We start from the raw sequence: 22,462 nt of genomic DNA on the forward strand, positions 1-22,462 counted from the left end.
GGGTAACTGACGAAGCTGTAATTTACCTGACATTTATCAATTTCAAGGGATCGTGAGAGGGTGTATGCTGGCGCTTTCAACTTGCTGGAGAGACCATCATGTACGACAAAATTCTTCTGGCCACCGACGGCTCGACCTTGTCCAAGAAAGCTGTCACCAGTGCCATATCGCTCGCGGCCCTCACTGGCGCGAGCCTGGTTGCGTTGAAAGTGGTTCCCCGTTATCCCCAGAGTTATTTTGAAGGGGGACTGGCATTGCAGGCAGCAGAAGTTGGTCGCATTGAAAAACAGTGGTCTGAAGAGGGCCAGGCCGTGGTGGACGAGGTCAAGAAAATTGCAGAATCACAAGGCGTCAAAACACGCGCCCTGACTATCAAGTCCGATGTGGTGTCAGATGCCATCATTGCCACGGCACGCAAGCACAAATGCGACCTGATCGTGATGGCGTCACATGGCCGCAAAGGCGTCAAGCGCCTGCTGCTGGGCAGCGAGACCCAACAGGTACTGACCCATTCGCACATCCCTGTACTGGTATTGCGATAAGCGCCGGCCCGATCCATGCCATCGAGCTGGCCGGATGGCATGGCGGCTTCAGCTGTATTGCGCGCGTAACAGATTCTTCTGCACCTTGCCCATGGCATTGCGCGGCAAATCCGCCACCACATGGCACTGCTTGGGAACTTTGTAATTGGCCAGACGTGCTTTGAGCGTGGCCAGAATCTGTCCTGCATCCAGCTGTGCCCCGGGTTCTGGCACCACCACGGCGACACCCACCTCACCAAAATCAGCATGCGGCACGCCCACCACCGCACTCTCGGAGACACCGGGCAAGTCGTTGATGAAACCTTCCAGCTCTGCCGGATAAACGTTGTAGCCGCCGCTGATGATCAGGTCCTTGCTGCGACCCACAATGGTCACATAACCCGCCGCATCCATTTGACCCACATCCCCGGTTTTAAAAAATCCGTCGGCCGTGAACTCTTCTGCCGTTTTCTCCGGCATGCGCCAATAACCGGCAAACACATTGAGCCCCTTCACCTGGATATCGCCGATCTCACCGGCGCCCAGCGCGGCACCCTGCCCGTCCACCACCCGCAAACTCACTCCCGGCAGCGCTAAGCCAACCGTACCACCACGGCGCTCGCCCAGGTAGGGATTGGAGGTCAGCATGATGGTCTCACTTATGCCGTAGCGCTCCAGGATGGTGTGGCCGGTACGTTCCTGCCAGGCCTTGAAAGTGTCCAGCAGCAAAGGTGCCGAGCCCGAAATGAACAGCCGCATGTGCCGCGCTGCACTAGGGTTCAACTTCGGTTCAGCCAGCAGGCGCACATACAAAGTAGGCACACCCATGAACACCGTGGCGTGCGGCAGATGCTGCAACACCACTTTGGGGTCGAATTTGGCCAGCCAGATCATCTTGCTGCCGTTGATGAGCGCACCATGAATCGCCACAAACAAGCCATGTACATGAAAAATGGGCAGGGCGTGGATCAGCACATCGCCGCCTTGCTGCGGACTACGCCAGCCCCAGAAATCCTTCAACACCAGGGCATTGCTGAGCATATTGCCGTGCGTCAGCATGGCGCCTTTGGAGCGACCCGTGGTGCCACTGGTGTAAATGATGACGGCCAAGTCATCGGATTTTCTGGCTACCACGGCATGCTGCTCCGAGGCATGGGCAGCGCGCTCCAGCAGGGAGCCCGAGCGGTCGTCGTTCAGGGTGAAAACCCAAGGCGTGCCGGTCTTGAACGCCAAGGTACTGACCCAGCCGAAATTGCGGGCATCACATACCACCACGGCAGGTTCGGCGTTGCCAAGAAAATAGTCAATTTCAGCGCTCTGGTAAGCGGTATTGAGCGGCAAAAAAACATAACCGGCGCGCAGCGTGGCCAGGTAGAGCATCAGCGCCTCCACCGACTTTTCAACCTGCACCGCAATGCGGGAACCCGCTGGCAAATCCAGCGACTGCAGAAAATTGGCCAGCATGGCGGTGCTGCGGTCCAGATCACGCCAGCTGTAGCACTGACCCGCATCGGTTTCAATGGCGGTTGCGTCAAGGTCAGCAGGAAAGGCCTGGCGCAAATGCGCATAAAGATTGGCAGAAGCTTCAGACACGTTGATTTCTTCCTGGGTAGCGGTCAATCGGGATGGGTTGCACAAGGGCGTCAAAACATCGGCGGTCTTTTTTCCAGAAAAGCGCTGATCCCCTCGCGCTGCTCGGCACTGTCAGCATAGTCATAGGCCGTGGCCAGCAAGCTTGATGGCGGCTCCGGAACAAGGGCACGAAGGGTCTGCTTGTTCAGGCGTGCGGCCTGCGGCGCCAACTCGCAAATACGCCCCACTGTCGCTTGCGCGACTGCGCTGACATCCGCATCAGCGACGACACCACTCAAAAAACCGCGCTGCAGCATGTCTGTTGCACTGAAAACCGATGCTTCGAGCAGCATCTGACGGGCCGTTGCCAGACCCGTTTCACGGGCGACCAGAGCCGCTTCACGCGGTGCCATTGGAAACCCCAACCTGGCAATGGGCGCCCCAAAACGGGCTGATTGTGCCGCCAGACGGATATCACAACAACTGGCAATCTCGACCCCGGCACCCATGCAGTTGCCTTCGATTTGCGCCACCATCGGCACATCACAAGCCAGCATCGCACCCAATGCGCCCCACACTTCGACCTCATGGAACTCACGCAAAGAGGTTTCCTGGAACCTGAAGCTGGCGTATTCCGAAATATCGCCGCCCGCACAAAAATGGGCACCCGCCCCTGTAACCAGCACACAGCGTACGCTGGCCATGCCCTGGATACGCTCAAACACGACTTTTAAATCGCGCCACATGGCGCGTGACATGGCATTGAAACGCTTCGGATTGCAGAGTGTGACGTGCACCACGCCATCACATTGTTCAAGCCTGATTTTTGCCGGCATGCTGGTTGTTGCGTGAATCGCTACGCGTTGTTCAGCGTAAAACGCTGCTTTTGCCTTATTCACGAGACCGCGCGCCAGCCCACCACCACAGGCCCAGACCGCCGACGATCATCGGCACGCACAGCCACTGTCCCATACTCATCCCGAGTGACAACAAGCCCAGATGGGCGTCTGGTTCGCGGAAAAATTCGGCAATAAACCTGAACACGCCATACCCCAACAGGAACATGGCGGCCACCTGCCCCTGGACACGCTCTTTACGGGCATACAACCAAAGCAAAACAAACAGCAGCAGGCCTTCCAGCAAAAACTGGTACACCTGCGACGGATGGCGCGGCAGATCACCAGCGCCCCTGAACACCATGCCCCAAGGCAAATCCGGGCTGGCCACCCTGCCCCATAATTCACCATTGATGAAATTGCCCACGCGCCCTGCTGCCAGTCCCGTGGGAACACAGGGGGCCACAAAATCAGCCACCTGCAACCAGGGCCGGCTACGTGAACGCGCAAACCAGAGCATGGCCACAACCACACCCAGCATGCCGCCATGAAAACTCATACCTCCTTGCCACACCGCAAAAATTTCCAGCGGATGGGCGGCGTAATACAGCGGCTTGTAAAAAAGGCAATAACCGAGGCGACCGCCCAGAACGACGCCAACCACGCCAAGAAACAGTATGTCTTCCACATCCTGAGTTTTCCAGGCATGTGCGCCCCTGATGGAAGCAAAGGGCGGATGGTGCAACCGCAACCGACCCAGCCACACGAACAAGCCAAAGGCGGCCAGGTAGGTCAGGCCATACCAGTGAACGGCCAGCGGGCCGAGTTGCAGGGCAACAGGATTTATTTCAGGATGAATCAGCATGGGTTGCAGTGGCGCAAGCTGTCGCGACTGAATCAGTCTTCGAGCAGCGACAGATCGCGCACGGCACCCTTGTCAGCCGACATCACCAGCTTGGCGTAGGCCTTGAGAGCGGCCGACACCTTGCGCTTGCGGGGCAATGCGGGTTTCCATCCCTTGGCATCCTGTTCCGCACGGCGTTTTGCCAATTCCTCGTCGGAGAGCAGCACATTGATGCTGCGCTTGGGAATGTCAATGTGGATGCGGTCGCCATTGCGCACCAGTCCGATGGCGCCACCCGCCGCCGCTTCGGGCGAGGCGTGGCCAATGGACAGACCTGACGTGCCGCCCGAAAAACGGCCATCGGTGAGCAAGGCACAGGCTTTGCCGAGCCCCTTGGACTTGATGTAAGAGGTGGGATACAGCATCTCCTGCATGCCCGGACCACCCTTGGGACCTTCGTAGCGGATGATGACCACATCACCAGCATGGACCTGATCGCCCAGGATCTGTTCCACCGCTTCGTCCTGCGACTCAAACACCCGTGCCGGTCCTTCGAATACCAGCAGGCTGTCGTCCACACCGGCCGTTTTGACCACGCAGCCATCCAGCGCAATATTGCCCACCAGCACCGCCAGCCCGCCTTCTTGCGAGAACGCGTGCGCACTGGAGCGGATGCAGCCTTCGGCCCGGTCGGTATCCAGGCTCGGCCAGCGTGTCGCCTGGCTGAAAGCGACCTGGCTCGGCTTGCCGGCAGGGCCCGCCATGTAAAACTTGTGCACCTCGGGCGACTGGGTACGCATGATGTCCCACTGGTCCAGCGCATCCCTCAGGGTCGGGGTGTGGATGGTCGGAACATCAGTGTGCAGTTTTCCGGCGCGGTCCAGTTCGCCCAGAATGGCCATGATGCCACCGGCGCGATGCACGTCTTCAATATGGTATTTGGGCGTGTTGGGCGCCACTTTGCACAACTGCGGCACCAGCCGAGAGAGACGGTCAATATCCTTCATGGTGAAGTCGATCCCGGCCTCTTGGGCAATCGCCAGCAGATGCAGGATGGTGTTGGTCGAACCACCCATGGCAATGTCCAGCGTGATGGCGTTCTCAAAGGCCTTCAGGCCAATCGCGCGCGGCAATACCGAAGCATCGTCCTGTTCATAGTAGCGTTTGGCAAGGTTCACGATCACATGGCCGGCGCGTTTGAAAAGTTGTTCACGGTCGGCATGGGTCGCAACCACAGTGCCATTGCCTGGGAGCGACAGGCCAAGCGCCTCGGTCAAACAATTCATGGAGTTGGCCGTGAACATGCCCGAGCAGGAACCACAGGTCGGGCAGGCGGAGCGCTCCACTTCGGCCACTTCTTCGTCTGACACATTGGGGTCGGCCGCCATCACCATGGCATCAATCAGGTCGAGCTTGATCACACCAAGCTTGGTTTTCCCCGCCTCCATCGGGCCGCCAGAAACAAATACCACCGGAATGTTCAGCCGCATGGCAGCCATCAGCATGCCGGGAGTGATCTTGTCGCAATTGGAGATGCACACCATGGCGTCGGCACAATGCGCGTTCACCATGTACTCGACCGAGTCGGCAATGATCTCCCGGCTCGGCAACGAATACAGCATGCCGTCGTGGCCCATGGCAATACCATCATCAACGGCGATGGTATTGAACTCCTTGGCGACGCCGCCAGCAGCCTCGATCTCGCGCGCCACCAGCTGCCCCAAATCTTTCAGGTGCACATGGCCCGGTACAAATTGCGTGAACGAGTTGACCACGGCGATGATGGGCTTGCTGAAATCATCGTCCTTCATGCCGGTGGCACGCCAGAGCGAGCGCGCTCCAGCCATGTTGCGACCAGCGGTGGATGTTTTGGAAAGGTATGCAGGCATGGTGTTCGGTGTCGGTGAATGAATGGAGGCAATGCAATAACAGGCTGGGAATTATCTACCACCGTTACGCCAGGCATCAAGGAGGGGGTGTATACCCGCAATAGCCGAAATGTTGCGATCAACTCGCGATGTCACAAGATTTCAACGGTGTCTTTTTTGCGAGTGTGAGTTCAGCGCGTCCTTGGTACGCTGACGGCGCTCGGCGACTCTTTTGTCTTCTATCTCCATCGCCTTGCGTTTGGTGTAGCCTGTGGCATCGGCCCAGGCCCACCAGGCAACAGCCAAGGCAAACGGCGACAGCACCCACCACCAGGACCAATCGGCAACCGGCCCGATGGCCAGATACTTCAGCAGCATTAAAACGATACCCAAACCCAGCAAATACATAGTCGCCTTTCGTACCGAGAGATTAAACCCATTGCAGCACGGTCTAACCATGCTAACTACAATGGCACGCATCAGACTCTAACCCATCTTTTCAAAGGACTTCTGCATGAAGCGCACTCTTTTTGCCTTACTTGCCACCGCCGTTGTAGCGCTACCCGCTTTGGCAGATCAGGCCCTGGCACAAAAGAAAAACTGCATGGCTTGCCACGCGATTGAAAAAAAGGTCGTCGGCCCCGCTTACAAGGATGTCGCCAAAAAATATTCCGGCCAGGACGTGTCAGCCAAACTGGCAACCAAGATCAAACAGGGCGGCTCAGGTGTCTGGGGCGCCATTCCCATGCCAGCCAATCCTCAGGTCAGCGACGCCGAGGCAAAACAATTGGCATCCTGGGTCTTGTCGCTCAAATAAACCCCATCTTCCATCATTGAAAAAGCCCGCCATGGCGGGCTTTTTTCATGCAAGCCTGGCTGGCTCAGTAAGCTTGACCCAACTGACCCAGGATGGCCGGATTTTCCAGGGTCGACGTATCCTGGGTGATGTCTTCCCCCTTGGCCAGTGAGCGCAGCAGACGGCGCATGATCTTGCCAGAACGGGTCTTGGGCAGGTTCTCGCCAAAACGGATGTCCTTGGGCTTGGCAATCGGGCCAATTTCCTTGGCAACCCAGTCACGCAGTTCCTTGGCGATTTGCTTGGCTTCATCTCCCGTCGGCACACCGCGCTTGAGCACCACAAAGGCACAGATGGCTTCGCCCGTCAGGTCGTCGGGGCGTCCCACCACGGCGGCTTCAGCCACCAGGTCGGTCTTGGCCACCAGTGCCGATTCGATTTCCATCGTGCCCATGCGGTGGCCCGAGACGTTGAGCACGTCGTCGATCCGGCCGGTGATTCGGAAGTAGCCACGGTCGGCGCTGCGCACGGCCCCGTCGCCGGCCAGGTAATAACCTTTGAGCTCATCGGGGAAGTAGCTCTTCTTGAAACGCTCGGGGTCGTTCCAGATGGTGCGGATCATGCTCGGCCACGGGCGCTTGACCACCAGGATGCCGCCCGAACCGTTGGGCATGTCGTTGCCGGCTTCGTCCACGATGGCGGCCATGATGCCGGGCAGTGGCAGCGTGCAGCTGCCGGGCACCAGCGGTGTCGCGCCAGGCAGCGGGGTGATCATGTGGCCACCGGTTTCGGTCTGCCAGAAGGTGTCGACAATCGGGCAACGCTCCTTGCCGACGTTCTTGTAGTACCACATCCAGGCTTCCGGGTTGATCGGCTCACCCACGGTGCCAAGAATCCGCAGGCTTGACAGATCCGAGCGGTCAGGATGCACTTTTTCATCACTCTCGGCCGACTTGATCAGTGATCGGATGGCCGTGGGTGCGGTGTAGAAAATGCTGCACTTGTGGCGCTCGATCATTTGCCAGAAACGGCCGGCATTCGGGTAGGTCGGGATGCCTTCAAAGATGATCTGGGTGGCACCTGCCGCCAGCGGGCCGTAAGCCACATAGGCGTGGCCGGTGATCCAGCCAATGTCGGCGGTGCACCAGAAAATGTCGTCGGCGCGCAAGTCAAAGGTCCAGTCCATGGTGAGCTTGGACCACAGCACAAAGCCACCGGTGGCGTGCTGCACGCCCTTGGGTTTGCCAGTGGAACCCGAAGTAAACAAGATGAACAAGGGGTGCTCGGCACCCACCATGACCGGTGCGCACTCGGTGCTTTGCCCTGCCAGCGCCTCAGTGAAGGTGATGTCACGGCCAGCCACCATGTTGCAGGGGCTGGTGGTGCGCTCGAACACCAGCACGGTCTTGATCGACTCGCAGCCACCCAGGGCCAGACCCTCGTCCACAATGCCCTTGAGCGGCAACTGCTTGCCACCACGCATCTGGAAATTGGCGGTCACCACGGCCACTGCGCCGGCATCCATGATGCGCTCCTGCAGGGCCTTGGCGGAAAAACCGCCGAACACCACGCTGTGGGTTGCGCCAATACGGGCGCAGGCCTGCATGGCAATCACGCCTTCCAGGGTCATGGGCATGTAGATCAGGACACGGTCACCCTTCTGGATGCCACGGGCCTTGAGCGCATTGGCGAACTGGGAGACTTTGGCCAGCAGTTCCTTGTAGGTGGTCTTGGTGACTGTGCCATCATCTGCCTCAAAAATCACGGCAACCTTGTTTTCGTTGGGCGTCCCCATGTGCTTGTCAAGGCAATTGGCCGAGGCATTGAGCTCACCATCTTCAAACCACTTGTAGAAAGGCGCATTGGATTCATCCAGCGTTTTTGTAAAAGGCTTGTTCCAGACCACGTTTTCACGTGCCAAACGGGCCCAAAAGCCCTCAAAGTCTTTTTCAGCTTCAGCGCACAAGGCGTTGTACCCTTCCATGCCCGAAATACGGGCCGCCTTGACGGTGGCCTCGCTGGGCGGGAAAACACGGTTTTCAACCAACATGGATTCAACAGCAGTTGCGGGTGTAGTCACGGATAAGTCTCCTCTAGTTAAACAAAGTTCGCCCGATAATGTCATGGCTGGCACTTACAGGCCACTGACTTACGCGACCTTGACATATTGCCCTCCTAAAATCAAGCCGATCAAACTTTAATTCAATCAAAATGTCCCTGCCCGAGATTCGGCCCTTGCGCCCCATTCCCCGCCTCATTTTTGCCAGTCGCTGGCTGCAGTTGCCACTTTACCTGGGGCTGATCGCCGCGCAGGGCGTCTACGTGTTCCACTTCTGGGTGGAACTGGTGCACCTGCTTGAAGCCGCTTTCGGTAGCGAGACGGCATTGCAGGCACTCATCAGCGGCATTGGTTACAAATCCGACGCGCCCATCACCCAGCTCAATGAAACCGTCATCATGCTGGTGGTGCTGGCGCTGATCGATGTGGTCATGATCTCCAACCTGCTGATCATGGTGATCGTGGGCGGTTATGAGACCTTTGTGAGCCGATTGAACCTCGAAGGCCATCAGGACCAGCCCGAGTGGCTCGACCATGTGAATGCTTCGGTGCTCAAGGTCAAGCTGGCCACCGCCATCATCGGCATCAGCTCGATCCACCTGCTCAAGACCTTCATCAACGCCGCCAATTACGACGACAAGGTGCTGATCGCCCAGACCGTCATTCACATCACGTTTTTACTGTCGGCCATTGCCATCGCCTTCACTGACCGGCTGATGTCGCACGCGCCCGCCTCCTCTTCCCACTGAGCCAGGTCCTCAGGCACGGGCTTCCTGCTGGTGTGCCAGAGCCATCACCTGCTCAGGCGGCAGTGCCTTGAGCTTGTGGTCGCTCCAGACCTGACGCCAACGCCGGGCACCGGGCAACCCATGACGCAAGCCCAGCATGTGCCGGGCAATGGCTTGCCAAGGCGTGCCGAAGCGGGCCGCCTGCTGGTTCATGTAGGCCACCATCCGCAGTTCGATGGCTTCGCGCGTCTGGCCGACCTGACCGGCATCGGCAAAAAACAGCTGGTCCCACTCGGCGAGCCACCACGGGTTGTGGTAGGCCTCCCGGCCCAGCATGACGCCATCCACCTGCTGCAGGTGCTCCTCGATCTGGGCAGTCCGGGTGATACCGCCATTGATGACAAATTCAAGCGCCGGAAAGTCCTGTTTGAGCCGGTACACCGCTGCATAGCGCAGCGGCGGTATCTCGCGGTTGTCTTTCGGACTCAAGCCCTGCAGCCAGGCGTTGCGCGCATGGACGATGAAGGTGCGGCATCCAGCCAGGCTGAGCATTCCGACAAAGTCGCGCACAAACTCATAACTTTCCGTTTTGTCAATGCCAATGCGGTGCTTCACCGTGACCGGAATCGACACCGCGTCCAGCATGGCCTTCACGCCGTCAGCCACCAAAGCCGGCTCGCGCATCAGACAGGCACCGAAGGCGCCGCGCTGCACCCGCTCGCTGGGACAACCGCAATTCAGGTTCACCTCGCTGTAGCCCCATTCCTGGGCCATTCGTGCGCACTGCGCCAGGTCGGCAGGCTCACTGCCGCCCAGCTGCAGCGCCAGCGGCAACTCAGCCGCGTTGAAATCCAGGTGGCGCGCCCGGTCGCCGTGAATCAGGGCGCCGGTGGTCACCATCTCGCTGTACAGCAGGGCATGACGCGACAGCAGGCGATGCAGGTAACGACAATGCCTGTCGGTCCAGTCGAGCATGGGGGCAACGCAGATTTTGTGGCTGATCACAGAAGTTTCAATGGTTGGGTTCAGGGGGCACGATTTTCCCCTGCTTGCGGCCAGCAAAGCACGGCATCGGCCTGAAACACTTATAAAAAACGGTTCTTGTTCGCAATGGGATAATTTGCACCATGACGATCACCATCAAAGACCCCGAAGGCATTGCCGGCATGCGCGTCGCCGGCCGCCTGGCCGCCGAACTGCTGGACTATCTGGCCTCATTTGTGAAACCCGGTGTCACCACCAACGAACTCGACCGTCTGGCCGAAGACTACACCACGCAAGTGCTGGGGGCCATTTCAGCACCCCTGAACTATGCGCCAGGCGGCCACAACCCCTACCCCAAATCCATCTGTACCTCGATCAATCACCAGGTCTGCCACGGCATTCCCAACGACAAGCCGCTCAAAAAAGGCGACATCATCAACATCGATGTCACCGTCATCAAGAACGGCTGGCACGGCGACTCCAGCCGCATGTACATGGTGGGTGAGGTGTCGGTGGCAGCCCGGCGACTCTGCAAACTGACCTATGAAGCCATGTGGAAGGGCATCATGAAAGTGCGCGATGGCGCCTACCTGGGCGACATCGGCCATGCCATCCAGAGTTTTGCCGAGGGGCAAGGCCTGAGTGTCGTGCGCGAATATTGCGGCCACGGCATTGGCCAGAACTTTCACGAAGATCCGCAGATCCTGCACTACGGCAAGCCAGGTACCCTGGAGCAACTCAAGGCCGGCATGACCATCACCATCGAGCCCATGCTCAATGTCGGTCGCAAGGAGATCAAGGCACTCGGTGACGGCTGGACCATCGTCACCAAAGACCACTCGCTGTCGGCACAATGGGAGCACACGGTGCTGGTCACCGCCACGGGTTATGAGGTCCTGACCCTGTCTGCCAACAGCCCGGCGATTCCGGAATTTGTCAAACCCACAGTACCCGCGGTCATATTATCCGCCGCCTGATTGGCGCGCTCCAGGGCCTACCCATGACGGACTTCAAAGCGCTGCGTGAAGAATTCCGTGCCAAAAAAGCGGCGCTGTTGCAACCGTTGGCAGAAGGCAGTCGCAGCGCGCGCGGGGTCGGCAGCACACTGGGCAAGCTGACAAAACTGGCCGATCAGACCCTGGTCAGCCTTTGGCAGCGCGCGGCATTTCCGCCGTCGCTGACCCTGGCCGCCGTGGGCGGCTACGGTCGCGGCGAATTGTTCCCGCATTCGGATGTGGATGTGCTGGTCCTGCTGCCTGATGCCATCGTGCTGGAGCATGACGCTGACCTCAAGACCCGCCTTGAGGGTTTCATTGGCAGTTGCTGGGACACCGGCCTTGAGATCGGCTCCAGTGTGCGCTCGGTGGCCGACTGCCTGCGTGAGGCGCGTCAGGATGTCACCGTCCAAACGTCCTTGCTGGAGTCGCGCCTGATCACCGGCAATGGAAGCGTCTATGAGCAGTTCAGACAGCAATTTGTCGCAGCCATCGACCCGCAGGCTTTTTTTGTCGCCAAAACCCTGGAACTGCACCAGCGCCACAGCAAGTTTGACAACACCCCTTACGCGCTGGAACCCAACTGCAAGGAGTCGCCCGGCGGCCTGCGTGATCTGCAAGTAATTCTGTGGGTGGCCAAAGCGGCGGGTTTTGGCAACAACTGGAACGAACTCGCCCAAAATGGCCTGGCCACGGCCTTTGAAGTCCAGCAGATCAAACGCAATGAAGCCCTGCTCTGGCTCATTCGTACCCGTTTGCACCTGATCGCCAAACGGCGCGAAGACCGGCTGATTTTCGACATGCAAAACGCCGTGGCGCAAGCCTTTGGCTTTCAAGCGCCGCCTATGACAACTGACAAGCGTTCATTTGTTCGCCCCAGCGAGGCGCTCATGAAACGCTACTACTGGGCTGCCAAGGCCGTGACCCAGCTCAACCAGATCTTGTTGCTCAACATTGAAGAGCGCCTGAGCCCCAGCACCCATGCGCCGCGCCCCATCAATGCCCGTTTTTCCGACAAGGCGGGCATGGTCGAAGTGGTCAGCGACGACCTTTACCGGCGTGAACCACAGGCCATTCTCGAAACGTTCCTGGTGTTCCAGACCGCCGGCATGAATGGTTTGTCGGCGCGGACGCTGCGGGCGCTGTACAACGCCCGCGACCTGATGAATGGCCAGTTCCGCAATGACCCGGTCAACCACGCCACCTTCATGCAGATTCTGCAGCAGCGCAGCGGCATTACCCACGCCATGCGGCTGATGAACCAGACCTCGGTCCTGGGGCGCTATTTATGGGCCTTCCGCAAAATCGTCGGGCAGATGCAGCACGACCTGTTCCATGTCTACACGGTAGACCAGCATGTGCTGATGGTGCTGCGCAACGTTCGGCGTTTTTTCATTGTCGAACACGCCCACGAGTACCCGTTTTGCTCGCAACTGGCCAGCGGCTGGGACCGACCCTGGGTGCTGTATGTGGCGGCCCTGTTCCACGATATTGCCAAAGGCCGCGGCGGTGACCACTCCCAACTGGGCGAAATTGAGGCACGGCGCTTTTGCAAACAGCACAACGTGAACCGGGAAAGCACCGACCTGATCGCGTTTATCGTGCGTGAACACCTGACCATGAGCCGCGTGGCCCAGAAAACCGACCTCAGCGACCCCGATGTGATTGCAACCTTTGCGCAACGGGTTGGCAACGAGCGCCACCTGACTGCGCTTTACCTGTTCACCGTGGCCGACATTCGTGGTACCTCGCCCAAGGTCTGGAACGCCTGGAAAGGCAAGTTGCTTGAAGACCTCTACCGTCTGACGTTGCGCGTGCTCGGCGGGCACACGGCCGACCCGCATGTCGAAGTCGAAACCCGCAAGCGCGAGGCCCTGATCCAGCTGGCCTTGCACGCCCAACCCTTCGAGGGGCACAAGGCCTTGTGGGACACCATGGATGTGGGCTATTTCATGCGCCACGACGCCTCCGACATTGCCTGGCACACGCGCCAACTCTCGCGCCATGTCAATTCCGGCAAGTCGATTGTGCGGGCCCGCCTGTCGCCGCTGGGCGAAGGCCTGCAAGTGCTGGTCTACACCCCCGACCAGGCCGATCTGTTTGCCCGCATCTGCGGCTACTTCGAACACCGGGGCTTCAGCATTCTGGACGCGCGCGTGCATACCGCCAACAACCGCTACGCGCTCGACACCTTTCAGGTTACTGCCCAGACCATGCCCGAGCTCTACCATGAGCTTGCCAGCATGATGGAGGCCGAACTGGCCCGTGCCATCATGCAAACCGGGCCGCTGCCTGCGCCTGGCAAGGGACGGGTTTCGCGACGTGTCAAGAGTTTTCCGATTGCACCCCGTGTGAGTTTGCAACCCGATGAAAAAGGCCAGCGCTGGCTGCTCAACATCTCGGCCAGCGACCGCGTCGGCCTGCTGTACAGCGTGGCCCGGGTGCTGGCCGGGCACAAGGTCAACGTGCAGCTGGCCAAGATCAACACCCTGGGTGAGCGCGTTGACGACACCTTTTTGATCGATGGGCCGGAGTTGCAGGAAAACAAGGCCCAGATCGCCATCGAAACCGAGCTGCTCGAAGCCCTGGCCTAATCGTCTGCGATGCTGTCCAGCCCCGGGAACAGCACCGACGTAAAACCGAACTGTGTGAAGTCACGCATCCGCATCGGGTACAGCTTGCCGATCAGGTGGTCGCATTCGTGCTGTACCACGCGGGCATGAAAACCTTCCACGGTGCGCTCGATGGGGTCACCGTACGGGTCAAAACCGGCGTAGCGAATCCGCTCAAACCGCGGCACCATGCCGCGCAATCCGGGCACCGACAGGCAACCTTCCCAGTCTGCCACTTCGTTGGCCGCCAGCGGCGTGATGACCGGGTTGATCAGCACCGTGCGGGGCACCACAGGGGCCTGCGGGTAGCGCGGATTGGCGCGGTCGGTGCCAAAAATCACCACTTGCAAGTCCACCCCAATCTGCGGTGCGGCCAGCCCGGCGCCCTCAAAGGCGCGCATGGTGTCGAGCAGGTCGGTGATCAGCAAGTGGAGTTCATCGGTATCAAATGCCGTCACGGCCTGCGCCACGCGCAGCAGGCGCGTGTCGCCCATTTTCAGGATCTCACGCACCGCCATCGAGCAACTCCTTCAACTGGGTTTCATCGAGCACGGCCACACCCAGTTCGCGTGCCTTGTCGAGCTTGCTGCCGGCCTCGGCGCCGGCCACGACAAAACTGGTTTTCTTGCTGACCGAGCCCGCTACCTTGCCGCCGGCAGCCTCGATCAGGGCTTTCGCCTCTTCCCGGCCCAGCGTCGGCAGGGTGCCTGTCAGCACAAAGATCTGGCCGCTCAGGGGCTGTGCCGCCACCGGCGCGGGTTCACCTTCCGGCCAGGTGACGCCACAGGCGCGCAGTTGCTCGACCACCTCGCGGTTGTGCGCCTGGTCAAAAAAGGTGCGAATGCTTTTGGCCACGATCGGGCCGACGTCAGCCACCGCCAGCAAGGCTTCTTCGCTGGCGTCCATGATGGCGTCGAGCTTGCCGAAGTGTCTTGCCAGTGCCTTGGCCGTGGCCTCGCCCACATGGCGGATGCCCAGGCCGAACAAAAACCGCGGCAGCGTGGTCTGTTTGGATTTTTCCAGCGCGTCCAGAATGTTCTGTGCCGACTTGTCGGCCATGCGCGCCAGATTGGCCAGCGCCGTGAAGCCCAGCCGGTACAGGTCTGCCAGGGTGTTGATAATGCCCGCGTCCACTAGCTGGTCCACCAGCTTGTCGCCCAGACCCTCGACCTCCACCGCACGGCGCTGGGCAAAGTGCAATATGGCCTGCTTGCGCTGGGCGCTGCAAAACAGGCCGCCGGTGCAGCGGTAGTCGGCCTCGCCCTCCTCGCGCACCGCGGCACTGCCGCATACCGGGCACTGGCGCGGCATGGTAAACATGGCCGGGTCGCCGACACGCTTGTCCAGCAGCACACTCACCACTTCGGGAATCACGTCACCGGCGCGGCGCACGACCACCGTGTCGCCGACCCGCACGTCCTTGCGGCGGGCCTCGTCCTCGTTGTGCAGGGTGGCGTTGGTCACGGTGACGCCGCCGACAAACACTGGCGCCAGCTTGGCCACCGGCGTCAACTTGCCGGTGCGCCCCACCTGCACATCAATGGCCAGCACGGTGGTCAGCATCTCCTGCGCCGGAAACTTGTGCGCCACCGCCCAGCGCGGCTCGCGCGTGACAAAGCCCAGTTGGCGCTGCAGCGCCAGACTGTTGACCTTGTAAACCACGCCATCGATATCGAAGCCCAGGGCATCACGCTGCCGGCCAATGGTGTCGTAATAGGCCACCAGTTCGGCCGCCCCCTGGGCGCGTCCGGCCAGTTCAGACACCGGGAAACCCCAGCTTTTCAGGGTCTGCATCATCTCGAAATGGGTTTGCCAGACCGGCCCGCCAGCGTCTGGCGGCGTCACCGCACCGAGACCATAGGCGTAAAAGCTCAAGGGCCGTTGCGCCGCAATGGCCGAGTCCAGCTGACGCACCGCGCCAGCCGCCGCATTGCGCGGGTTGACAAAGGTTTTTTGCCCGGCGGCGCGCTGCTTGTCATTGAGCACCTCGAAGTCGTCGCGGCGCATGTAGACCTCGCCGCGCACCTCCAGCACCGCAGGGGCCGCAGCGGGCAGGCGTAATGGAATCTGGCCGATGGTGCGGATATTTTGCGTCACGTCCTCACCCACCTCGCCATCACCGCGGGTCGCGGCCTGCACCAGCACCCCCTGCTCATAGCGCAGGTTCATGGCCAGACCGTCAAACTTGGGCTCGGCCACATAGTCGATGGCCGGGTCGTCCGGACCCAGCCCCAGTTCACGGCGGATGCGCGCATCAAACAGTTCGGCGCCACTGGACTGGGTGTCGGTTTCGGTGCGAATGCTGAGCATCGGCACCGCATGGCGCACGGCGGCAAACTGCTCCAGCGGCTTGCCGCCCACACGCCGGGTGGGCGAATCTGGCGTGATCAGCTCGGGGTGGCGCGCCTCCAGTGCCTGCAATTCGCGGAACAAGCGGTCGTATTCGGCATCCGGCAGGGTGGGCGCATCCAGCACGTAATAGCGGTGCCCATGTTCATGCAGGGTCTGGCGCAGTTGCGCCATCAGCGCGGCGTCGTCGGGCCCGGAGGCAAATAAATCAGCGGTGGTCATGCACGACCAGGGTCAGGAAAAAAGCCGGCGCGCCAGCGGCGAACCCGCCGCCAGCTCACGCTGGGCCAGCATGTCATAGAGCTGTTCCAGCTCAGATGCGATCACAGCCATGCCCTCGGGCGACAAGGCGGCGCCCTGGTCGTCGGTGACCATGCCGTCCATCTCTTGCGCCAGCGCATCGGCCACTTCACGCATGCGCTCAAACGGGTTTTCAGTGCGGTCCACCTGCGCCACATCCAGCCCCAGCGTGATCTGGCGCAAGGCCGACTGGGTGGGGTCGTCAGCCAGGGCGGTGAGCGTGTCAAAGTTCAGGCTCACCACCGGCGGCAGGCCGCTCGTTCTGGCCGGAATCACCATCCGGCCAGCGATGGAACCCATGACAAAACCGAATTTTGCCGCTGTTTGCTGGATATAGCTGGGGCTCCAGGCCGCCCGGCGCGCCTGCACCACCAGCACCAGCTGGGCATCGTGGCCGCTGGCGAACTGGTCCAGCTCGCGCGCCCGGTTGACCTCATTGCGCATCACGGGCAAATCGGGCGTGCCATTGATGGCATCGCAGAAATCCTGGGTTTTCATGACAAATTCGGAAAACTCGATGTCGTTGAGCGGGCCGGAGCGGTTGGCCAGTTGCACACCGGCTTGCAACTGGACGTATGTTTGGCCTGCCATCGGTGGCTCCCAGCGCTGGCTCAGGGCATTCAGGCCCTCGATGGCAAAAGGTTTGCTGCCCACCCGTCGCGTCAATGGCAATGCTGCCAGCACGGCTTCGCCAGACACTGGCGCCTCCAGTGCAATCGGCGCCACGGCATCAATCAGCAAATCGAGCGCCGGCTTTTTTTCCGGGGCTGGCGCGGCAAACGTGTCGCCGTCAAGCGGGTGGTCGCTCAAATGGGGCTCAATGCGCCCTTCCAGGGATTCCGGCAACCGCGACGCTACCGGTTCCGCCTGGCGCGGTTTGTTTTTTCTGGCCAGCCAGGCGTAATAAGCCGCCATGGCCAGCAACACCAGTACCCCCAATACCAGCAAACCCAATTGCAAAGACATCATTCACTCCATTCTGTCATCGACAGCGCCACGTCCATGTCCACCGCCACAATGCGTGACACGCCTTGTTCCTGCATGGTGACACCGATCAGCTGTCTGGCCATTTCCATGGCGATCTTGTTGTGGCTGATGAACAAAAACTGGGTGTCTTTGCTCATGCTGGTCACGAGTTTGGCATAACGCTCTGTGTTGGCATCGTCCAGCGGCGCATCGACTTCGTCAAGCAGGCAGAAAGGCGCCGGATTGAGCTGGAAAATGGCAAACACCAGCGCAATCGCGGTCAGTGCCTTTTCCCCCCCCGAAAGCAGGGCAATGCTCTGGTTTTTCTTGCCCGGCGGTTGTGCCACCACCTGCACCCCCGAGTCCAGGATTTCGTCGCCGGTGATCACCAGGCGCGCATTGCCCCCGCCAAACAGCTCCGGAAACATCTTGCCAAAGTGTTCATTGACCTTGTTGAAGGTACCCGACAACAGCTCACGGGTTTCGCCATCGATTTTCCTGATGGCGTCTTCGAGCGTGGTCATGGCCGCCATCAGGTCAGCCATCTGGGCATCCAGAAACTGCTTGCGTTCGCGCGCAGCGACCAGCTCATCCAGGGCCGCCAGATTGACCGCGCCAAGGGTGGCAATGTCGCGGTTGATGCGGTCTATCTCGCCCTGCAAACCAGCCAGGCGCACGTTGTCCTGAGCAATCGACAGTGCCACCGCCTGCAGGTCGGCCTGGGCGTCGCTCAGGAGCTGGCTGTATTGCTCAAAACCCAGCCGGGCCGCTTGTTCCTTGAGCTGGAATTCGGTGATGCGGGCGCGCAAAGGGTCCAGGTCACGCTCAAATTGCAGCCTGCGCTCGTCGCTGGCGCGCAGTTTGGCCGTCAGGTCGTCGTACTGGCTGCGCTGGGCGCCCAGCGCTTGTTCACGTTCCAGCTTGACGGCCAGGGCCTGCTGCAGTCCGCCCTGCGCGGCGGCGTCGTTGAGGCGCGCCAGTTCATCCTGTGCCCGTTGCGTTTCCGACGCCACCGCTGCCGCTTGCGCCACCGCGGTCTCGATGCCGCGCGACAACTCGGCCTTGCGCGCGTCCAGGCTGCGCAAGCTGAAAGTGGCCTCCTGTTTTTCACGCTCCAGGCTGCGCAACTGCTCGCGGCTGGCGCCCAGTTTGCGCTCGGCCGCCATCACCTGGTCATCAAGCTCAGCATGGCGCTGCTGGGCGTCGGCAAGCTGCATGTCGAGTTCCTCGAAGCGCGCCTCGGCGGTAACACGGCGCTCCTGCAATTCGTCAAGCTGGCCCTCCACCTCCGCCAGGTCACTGGCAAGCTGGGCACTGCGACTGCGGGCCTGCTCGGCCTGCTGGCTCAACTGCAACGTCTGCACCTGCAGCGTGTGGGTGTTCTGCTGTGTCTCGGCCGCTTCCTTTCGGGTCATGGCCAGGCGCTGTGCGACATCGGCATAGGCGGCCTCGGCACGCACCAGCAAGGCACGCGCCTCGTCGCTGATCAGCACCTGGGCGCGCAGCTCCTTTTCCAGGTTTTCAATTTCCTGGGCGCGCGCCAGCAGGCCCGCCTGCTCGGAGTCGGGCGCGTAAAAGCCGACGCTGTGGCGGCCGACCGCATGGCCGGTCCTGACGTAAATGAACTCACCCGCTTGCAACTTGTCGCGGCTGCCCAAGGCGTCTTCAAGACTGTTCGCGGTAAAGCAGCCCTGCAACCAGTCGTCCAGTACCGCTTTTTGACCGGCATCGTGCAGCCGCAGCAAGTCAGACAGCCTGGGCATCGCGCCGTGGGCCGGCGCCGGGGCAGCGGGCGGCGGGCTGTAAAACGCCAGCTTGGCCGGTGGCGCGTCCTGCGCAAAGGCGCGCACCAGTTCCAGCCGGCTCACCTCCAGGGCACCCAGGCGTTCACGCAAAGCGCCTTCCAGGGCGTTCTCCCAACCTTGCTCAATATGCAAGCGACTCCACAGGCCCTGCAAGTGGTCAAGGCCGTGTTTTTGCAGCCAGGGCTGCAACTTGCCGTCGGTCCTGACCTTTTCCTGCAGCGCCTTGAGCGCTTCGAGCCGGGCTGACAGCTCGGCCAGCTGCGCCGACTCGCGGTTCACGCTCTGCTGCTGGTTGCGGCGCCGCTCGTCCAGCTCCGGGGCGCTGTCGCTCAACGTCTCGAGCCGGGCCTGCGCCACACTGGAGGCCTCCTGCGCCAGATCCAGCTGGCGCTGCAGTTCGGTTAATTTAAGCTCATCCGGCGCCACCAGGCTGTTGCGGTCGGCCAGCAGGCGCTCACGGCGTGAGCCCAGCTGGCGCGACTGTTCTTCAATGCTGCGCTGCTCGGCGGCCAGCACGCCAATCTGTTGCTGCACCTGACCCACGCTGGCACGCTGGTCGCCGGCAGCGCGCTGGGCCTGGCGCAGCGCCTCTTCCAGCGTCGGCAGGTGTTGCGCTTGCTCCTCCAATTGGGCGGCCAGCACCTCGTTTTTGTCCTCGCCCAGCAGTTCGAGTTCTGCCAAATCTTCCAGGGCAGCCTCGGCGTCCTGGCGGCGTGTGGCCCATTCGGTGCCCTGCTCAGCCAGGGTGCGCATCCGCAGTTCAACGCGCTGGCGCCCTTCCACCACAAAACGGATTTCAGCTTCCAGTCGCCCCACTTCGGCACTGGCTTCATACAAGCGGCCCTGCGCCTGGTTGACCTGGTCGCCAGCGGCGTAATGGGCCTGGCGCACGGTTTCCAGCTCGGCCTCGACGTGACGCAGGTCCGCCATGCGAGCCTCCAGCGCATTCACCGCAGCCAGGCCTTCTGTCTGGATCCGGTCCTGCTCGGCCTGTGATTCGCCGCGCTTCAAATACCAGAGCTGGTGCTGTTTGAGCGTGCCGGCAGCCGTCAGGGCGTTGAATTTTTGCGCTACCTCGGCCTGTTTTTCCAGCTTGTCGAGGTTGGCGTTGAGTTCGCGCAGGATATCTTCAACGCGGGTCAGGTTTTCCCGCGTATCGCCCAGGCGGTTTTCGGTCTCACGGCGGCGTTCCTTGTACTTCGATACGCCCGCCGCCTCTTCCAGGAACAGCCGAAGCTCCTCGGGCTTGCTCTCGATGATGCGGCTGATGGTGCCCTGGCCAATGATGGCGTAGGCGCGCGGCCCCAGCCCGGTGCCCAGAAACACATCCTGCACATCGCGCCGGCGCACCACCTGGTTGTTGATCAGGTAGCTGCTGTTGCCGTCGCGCGTCAGCACCCGCTTGACGGCGATCTCGCCAAACTGGTTCCACTGACCGCCGGCGCGGTGGTCGTCGTTGTCAAACACCAGCTCCACGCTGGCGCGGCTGGCCGGCTTGCGTGTGGTGGTGCCGTTGAAAATCACGTCCTGCATCGACTCGCCACGCAACTCCGAGGCCTTGCTCTCGCCCAGCACCCAGCGCACCGCGTCCATGATGTTCGATTTGCCGCAGCCATTGGGCCCGACCACCCCCACCAGTTGCCCTGGAAGCAAAAAATTGGTCGGCTCGGCGAATGACTTGAAGCCTGATAACTTGATGGAATTGAGGCGCACAGGAATCGGTAAAAACGGCAAATGGGAGGAAGCAACCCGGCCCACAGCCGGGTCAAAGAAAACGAGGTGCCATGATAACTTGCTGCCAGCCTGCCCAATCACTCGCAAAATCAGCCGGGCAATGCGCTTTGCGAAGGTAAAGAAGGAGCCCGCGCAGCGGGCGGGTGACACGCAGCAAGGCGCATTGCCCGGCTGATTCGCCCCAGACGGTAGTTGTCAAGACAGATGTCCCGGTTTGCGCCGTGCTTCATCCGGGCCAGCACGGATAATTGCCTCATGCCCAAAACAAGCCAACTCCACCCCAGGCAAGAACCTTTGCCTCCCGCTTCACCGTCCCCCGGCCCCAACTCATTGGGCGCGCTCTTCTGGGCCTTCACGGGTTTGGCACTGCAAGGCTTTGGCGGCGTGGTCGCCATTGCCCAACGCGAACTGGTGGACAAGAAGCAATGGCTCACCCAGGCCCAGTTTGTCGAAGACTGGGCGGTGGCCCAGGTGCTGCCCGGTCCCAATGTGGTGAACCTGTCGCTGATGATTGGCGACCGCTACTTTGGCGTGCGCGGCGGCATGGTGGCGCTGGCGGGCATGTTGAGCTTTCCGCTGGTCATTGTGTTGATCCTGGCGGCCTTGTTCTCGGGTGTCTCCGATTCGCCTATGGTGCAGGGCGCGTTGCGCGGCATGGGTGCGGTGGCGGCCGGCATGATCGTGGCCACCGGCCTGCGGCTGTTGTCTGCCCTGAAAGACAACGTGCTCGGAACCACCATCAGCTGGACGCTGGCGGCGGCCACTTTTGTCGCCATTGCCCTGCTCAAGCTGCCGCTGATCTGGGTGTTGCTGGGCTTGGGCGGCCTGGCCGCGCTGTGGGCTTACCACCAGTTGGGGCGGCTCGGGAAAGGCGCGCCATGAACCACACCCTGATCACCCTGGGCGCGGCCGACTGGCTGGCACTGCTGACGCATTTTTTGTCGCTGTCGCTGCTGGCGGTGGGGGGGGCCATCACCACCGTACCCGACATGCACCGCACCCTGGTGTACCAGAACCATTGGCTCACCGACGGGCAATTCAACGCCTCGATTGCCATCGCCCAGGCGGCGCCCGGCCCCAACGTGCTGTTTGTTGCCCTGATGGGCTGGCATGTGGGCCTGAACGCGGGCGGCGGTCTGACGGCAGGCTGGATCGGCTGGGGCAGCGCCTTGCTGGGCATGCTGCTGGCCATGCTGGGTATTTTGCTGCCCAGCACCACGCTCACTTTTGTGGCTTCGCGCTGGGGCCATCAAAACCGCGAACTGCGTGCCGTGCGGGCCTTCAAACAGGGCATGGCGCCGGTGGTGGTCGCCCTGTTGATCGCCACTGGCTGGATTCTCACTGCCGCCCACGGCGCCGACCTGGCACATTGGCCGTTGTGGCTGCTGACCGCCGTGGTGGCGGTGCTGGTGTGGCGCACCCGGCTGCATTTGTTGTGGTTGCTCGGCGCCGGCGCATTGCTCGGGGCTATGGGCTGGGTTTGAACAAATCCA

18 protein-coding genes are annotated in these 22,462 nt (G+C 61.1%); 7 read left to right on the top strand and 11 right to left on the bottom strand.

The genetic code is table 11. The features are described from left to right. Window positions 1-98 precede the first annotated feature (98 nt). The gene (locus NDJ10_RS01435; protein WP_296159269.1) at window positions 99-542 is read left to right on the top strand and encodes a universal stress protein; all 444 of its coding nucleotides are present in this window, start codon (window positions 99-101) and stop codon (window positions 540-542) included. A gap of 48 nt (window positions 543-590) precedes the next feature. On the opposite strand, the gene NDJ10_RS01440 is transcribed toward NDJ10_RS01435, so the two are convergent. The 5 genes from NDJ10_RS01440 to NDJ10_RS01460 form a co-directional block, all read right to left on the bottom strand. Beyond that, window positions 591-2,114 (bottom strand): malonyl-CoA synthase, encoded by a 1,524-nt coding sequence (locus tag NDJ10_RS01440; RefSeq protein ID WP_296159270.1) that lies wholly within the window; start codon window positions 2,112-2,114, stop codon window positions 591-593. A gap of 50 nt (window positions 2,115-2,164) precedes the next feature. After that, window positions 2,165-2,929, bottom strand: a complete 765-nt coding sequence (locus NDJ10_RS01445; RefSeq protein WP_296159271.1) for an enoyl-CoA hydratase/isomerase family protein — start codon at window positions 2,927-2,929, stop codon at window positions 2,165-2,167. Window positions 2,930-2,984: 55 nt separating this feature from the next. After that, window positions 2,985-3,794, bottom strand: coding sequence for a prolipoprotein diacylglyceryl transferase (gene lgt, locus NDJ10_RS01450; RefSeq protein WP_296159272.1), 810 nt, complete (start codon window positions 3,792-3,794; stop codon window positions 2,985-2,987). Between the two features lie 32 nt (window positions 3,795-3,826). Then, window positions 3,827-5,662, bottom strand: a complete 1,836-nt coding sequence (ilvD, locus tag NDJ10_RS01455) for a dihydroxy-acid dehydratase (protein WP_296159273.1) — start codon at window positions 5,660-5,662, stop codon at window positions 3,827-3,829. A gap of 141 nt (window positions 5,663-5,803) precedes the next feature. Continuing rightward, on the bottom strand, window positions 5,804-6,049 hold the full coding sequence (locus NDJ10_RS01460) for a TIGR04438 family Trp-rich protein (RefSeq protein ID WP_296159274.1): 246 nt from the start codon (window positions 6,047-6,049) through the stop codon (window positions 5,804-5,806). 106 nt (window positions 6,050-6,155) lie between these two features. Here NDJ10_RS01460 and NDJ10_RS01465 point away from each other — a divergent pair, with 106 nt between their 5' ends. Beyond that, window positions 6,156-6,458, top strand: a complete 303-nt coding sequence (locus NDJ10_RS01465) for a c-type cytochrome (RefSeq protein ID WP_296159276.1) — start codon at window positions 6,156-6,158, stop codon at window positions 6,456-6,458. A gap of 64 nt (window positions 6,459-6,522) precedes the next feature. On the opposite strand, the gene acs is transcribed toward NDJ10_RS01465, so the two are convergent. Continuing rightward, window positions 6,523-8,517, bottom strand: coding sequence for an acetate--CoA ligase (acs, locus tag NDJ10_RS01470; protein ID WP_296159277.1), 1,995 nt, complete (start codon window positions 8,515-8,517; stop codon window positions 6,523-6,525). A gap of 131 nt (window positions 8,518-8,648) precedes the next feature. Here acs and NDJ10_RS01475 point away from each other — a divergent pair, with 131 nt between their 5' ends. Then, on the top strand, window positions 8,649-9,245 hold the full coding sequence (locus NDJ10_RS01475; RefSeq protein WP_296159278.1) for a YqhA family protein: 597 nt from the start codon (window positions 8,649-8,651) through the stop codon (window positions 9,243-9,245). A gap of 9 nt (window positions 9,246-9,254) precedes the next feature. Here the strand turns inward: NDJ10_RS01475 and dusA are convergent, their stop codons facing one another. Then, entirely contained in the window at window positions 9,255-10,229 is a 975-nt protein-coding gene (gene dusA, locus NDJ10_RS01480; protein WP_296159279.1) for a tRNA dihydrouridine(20/20a) synthase DusA, read from the bottom strand. Window positions 10,230-10,351: 122 nt separating this feature from the next. Here dusA and map point away from each other — a divergent pair, with 122 nt between their 5' ends. Both map and NDJ10_RS01490 read left to right on the top strand, forming a co-directional pair. Next, window positions 10,352-11,185, top strand: a complete 834-nt coding sequence (gene map / locus NDJ10_RS01485) for a type I methionyl aminopeptidase (RefSeq protein WP_296159280.1) — start codon at window positions 10,352-10,354, stop codon at window positions 11,183-11,185. A 23-nt stretch (window positions 11,186-11,208) separates the two neighbouring features. Further along, window positions 11,209-13,797 carry a [protein-PII] uridylyltransferase gene (locus tag NDJ10_RS01490; RefSeq protein WP_296159281.1) on the top strand — a complete coding sequence of 863 codons (2,589 nt, stop codon included), beginning with the start codon at window positions 11,209-11,211 and terminating at the stop codon, window positions 13,795-13,797. Here the strand turns inward: NDJ10_RS01490 and def are convergent. Genes def through smc form a run of 4 tightly spaced genes read right to left on the bottom strand, consistent with a single transcriptional unit; the run spans window position 13,794 to window position 20,948 of the window. Further along, window positions 13,794-14,333, bottom strand: a complete 540-nt coding sequence (gene def / locus NDJ10_RS01495; RefSeq protein ID WP_296159282.1) for a peptide deformylase — start codon at window positions 14,331-14,333, stop codon at window positions 13,794-13,796. The genes NDJ10_RS01490 and def overlap by 4 nt on opposite strands. Next, window positions 14,320-16,386 carry an NAD-dependent DNA ligase LigA gene (gene ligA / locus NDJ10_RS01500; protein WP_296159283.1) on the bottom strand — a complete coding sequence of 689 codons (2,067 nt, stop codon included), beginning with the start codon at window positions 16,384-16,386 and terminating at the stop codon, window positions 14,320-14,322. Before ligA ends, def begins: the two co-directional genes overlap by 14 nt. 12 nt (window positions 16,387-16,398) lie before the next feature. Next, window positions 16,399-17,433, bottom strand: a complete 1,035-nt coding sequence (locus NDJ10_RS01505) for a cell division protein ZipA C-terminal FtsZ-binding domain-containing protein (RefSeq protein WP_296159285.1) — start codon at window positions 17,431-17,433, stop codon at window positions 16,399-16,401. After that, entirely contained in the window at window positions 17,430-20,948 is a 3,519-nt protein-coding gene (gene smc / locus NDJ10_RS01510) for a chromosome segregation protein SMC (RefSeq protein WP_296159286.1), read from the bottom strand. Before smc ends, NDJ10_RS01505 begins: the two co-directional genes overlap by 4 nt. Before the next feature lie 276 nt (window positions 20,949-21,224). On the opposite strand from smc, the gene NDJ10_RS01515 reads away from it, so the two are divergent. After that, the gene (locus NDJ10_RS01515) at window positions 21,225-21,851 is read left to right on the top strand and encodes a chromate transporter (protein WP_296159287.1); all 627 of its coding nucleotides are present in this window, start codon (window positions 21,225-21,227) and stop codon (window positions 21,849-21,851) included. Beyond that, entirely contained in the window at window positions 21,848-22,453 is a 606-nt protein-coding gene (locus NDJ10_RS01520) for a chromate transporter (protein ID WP_296159288.1), read from the top strand. Before NDJ10_RS01515 ends, NDJ10_RS01520 begins: the two co-directional genes overlap by 4 nt. The last annotated feature ends 9 nt before the right edge of the window (window positions 22,454-22,462 follow it).

Source organism: Rhodoferax sp., assembly GCF_023700745.1.
Lineage (GTDB): Bacteria > Pseudomonadota > Gammaproteobacteria > Burkholderiales > Burkholderiaceae_C > Rhodoferax.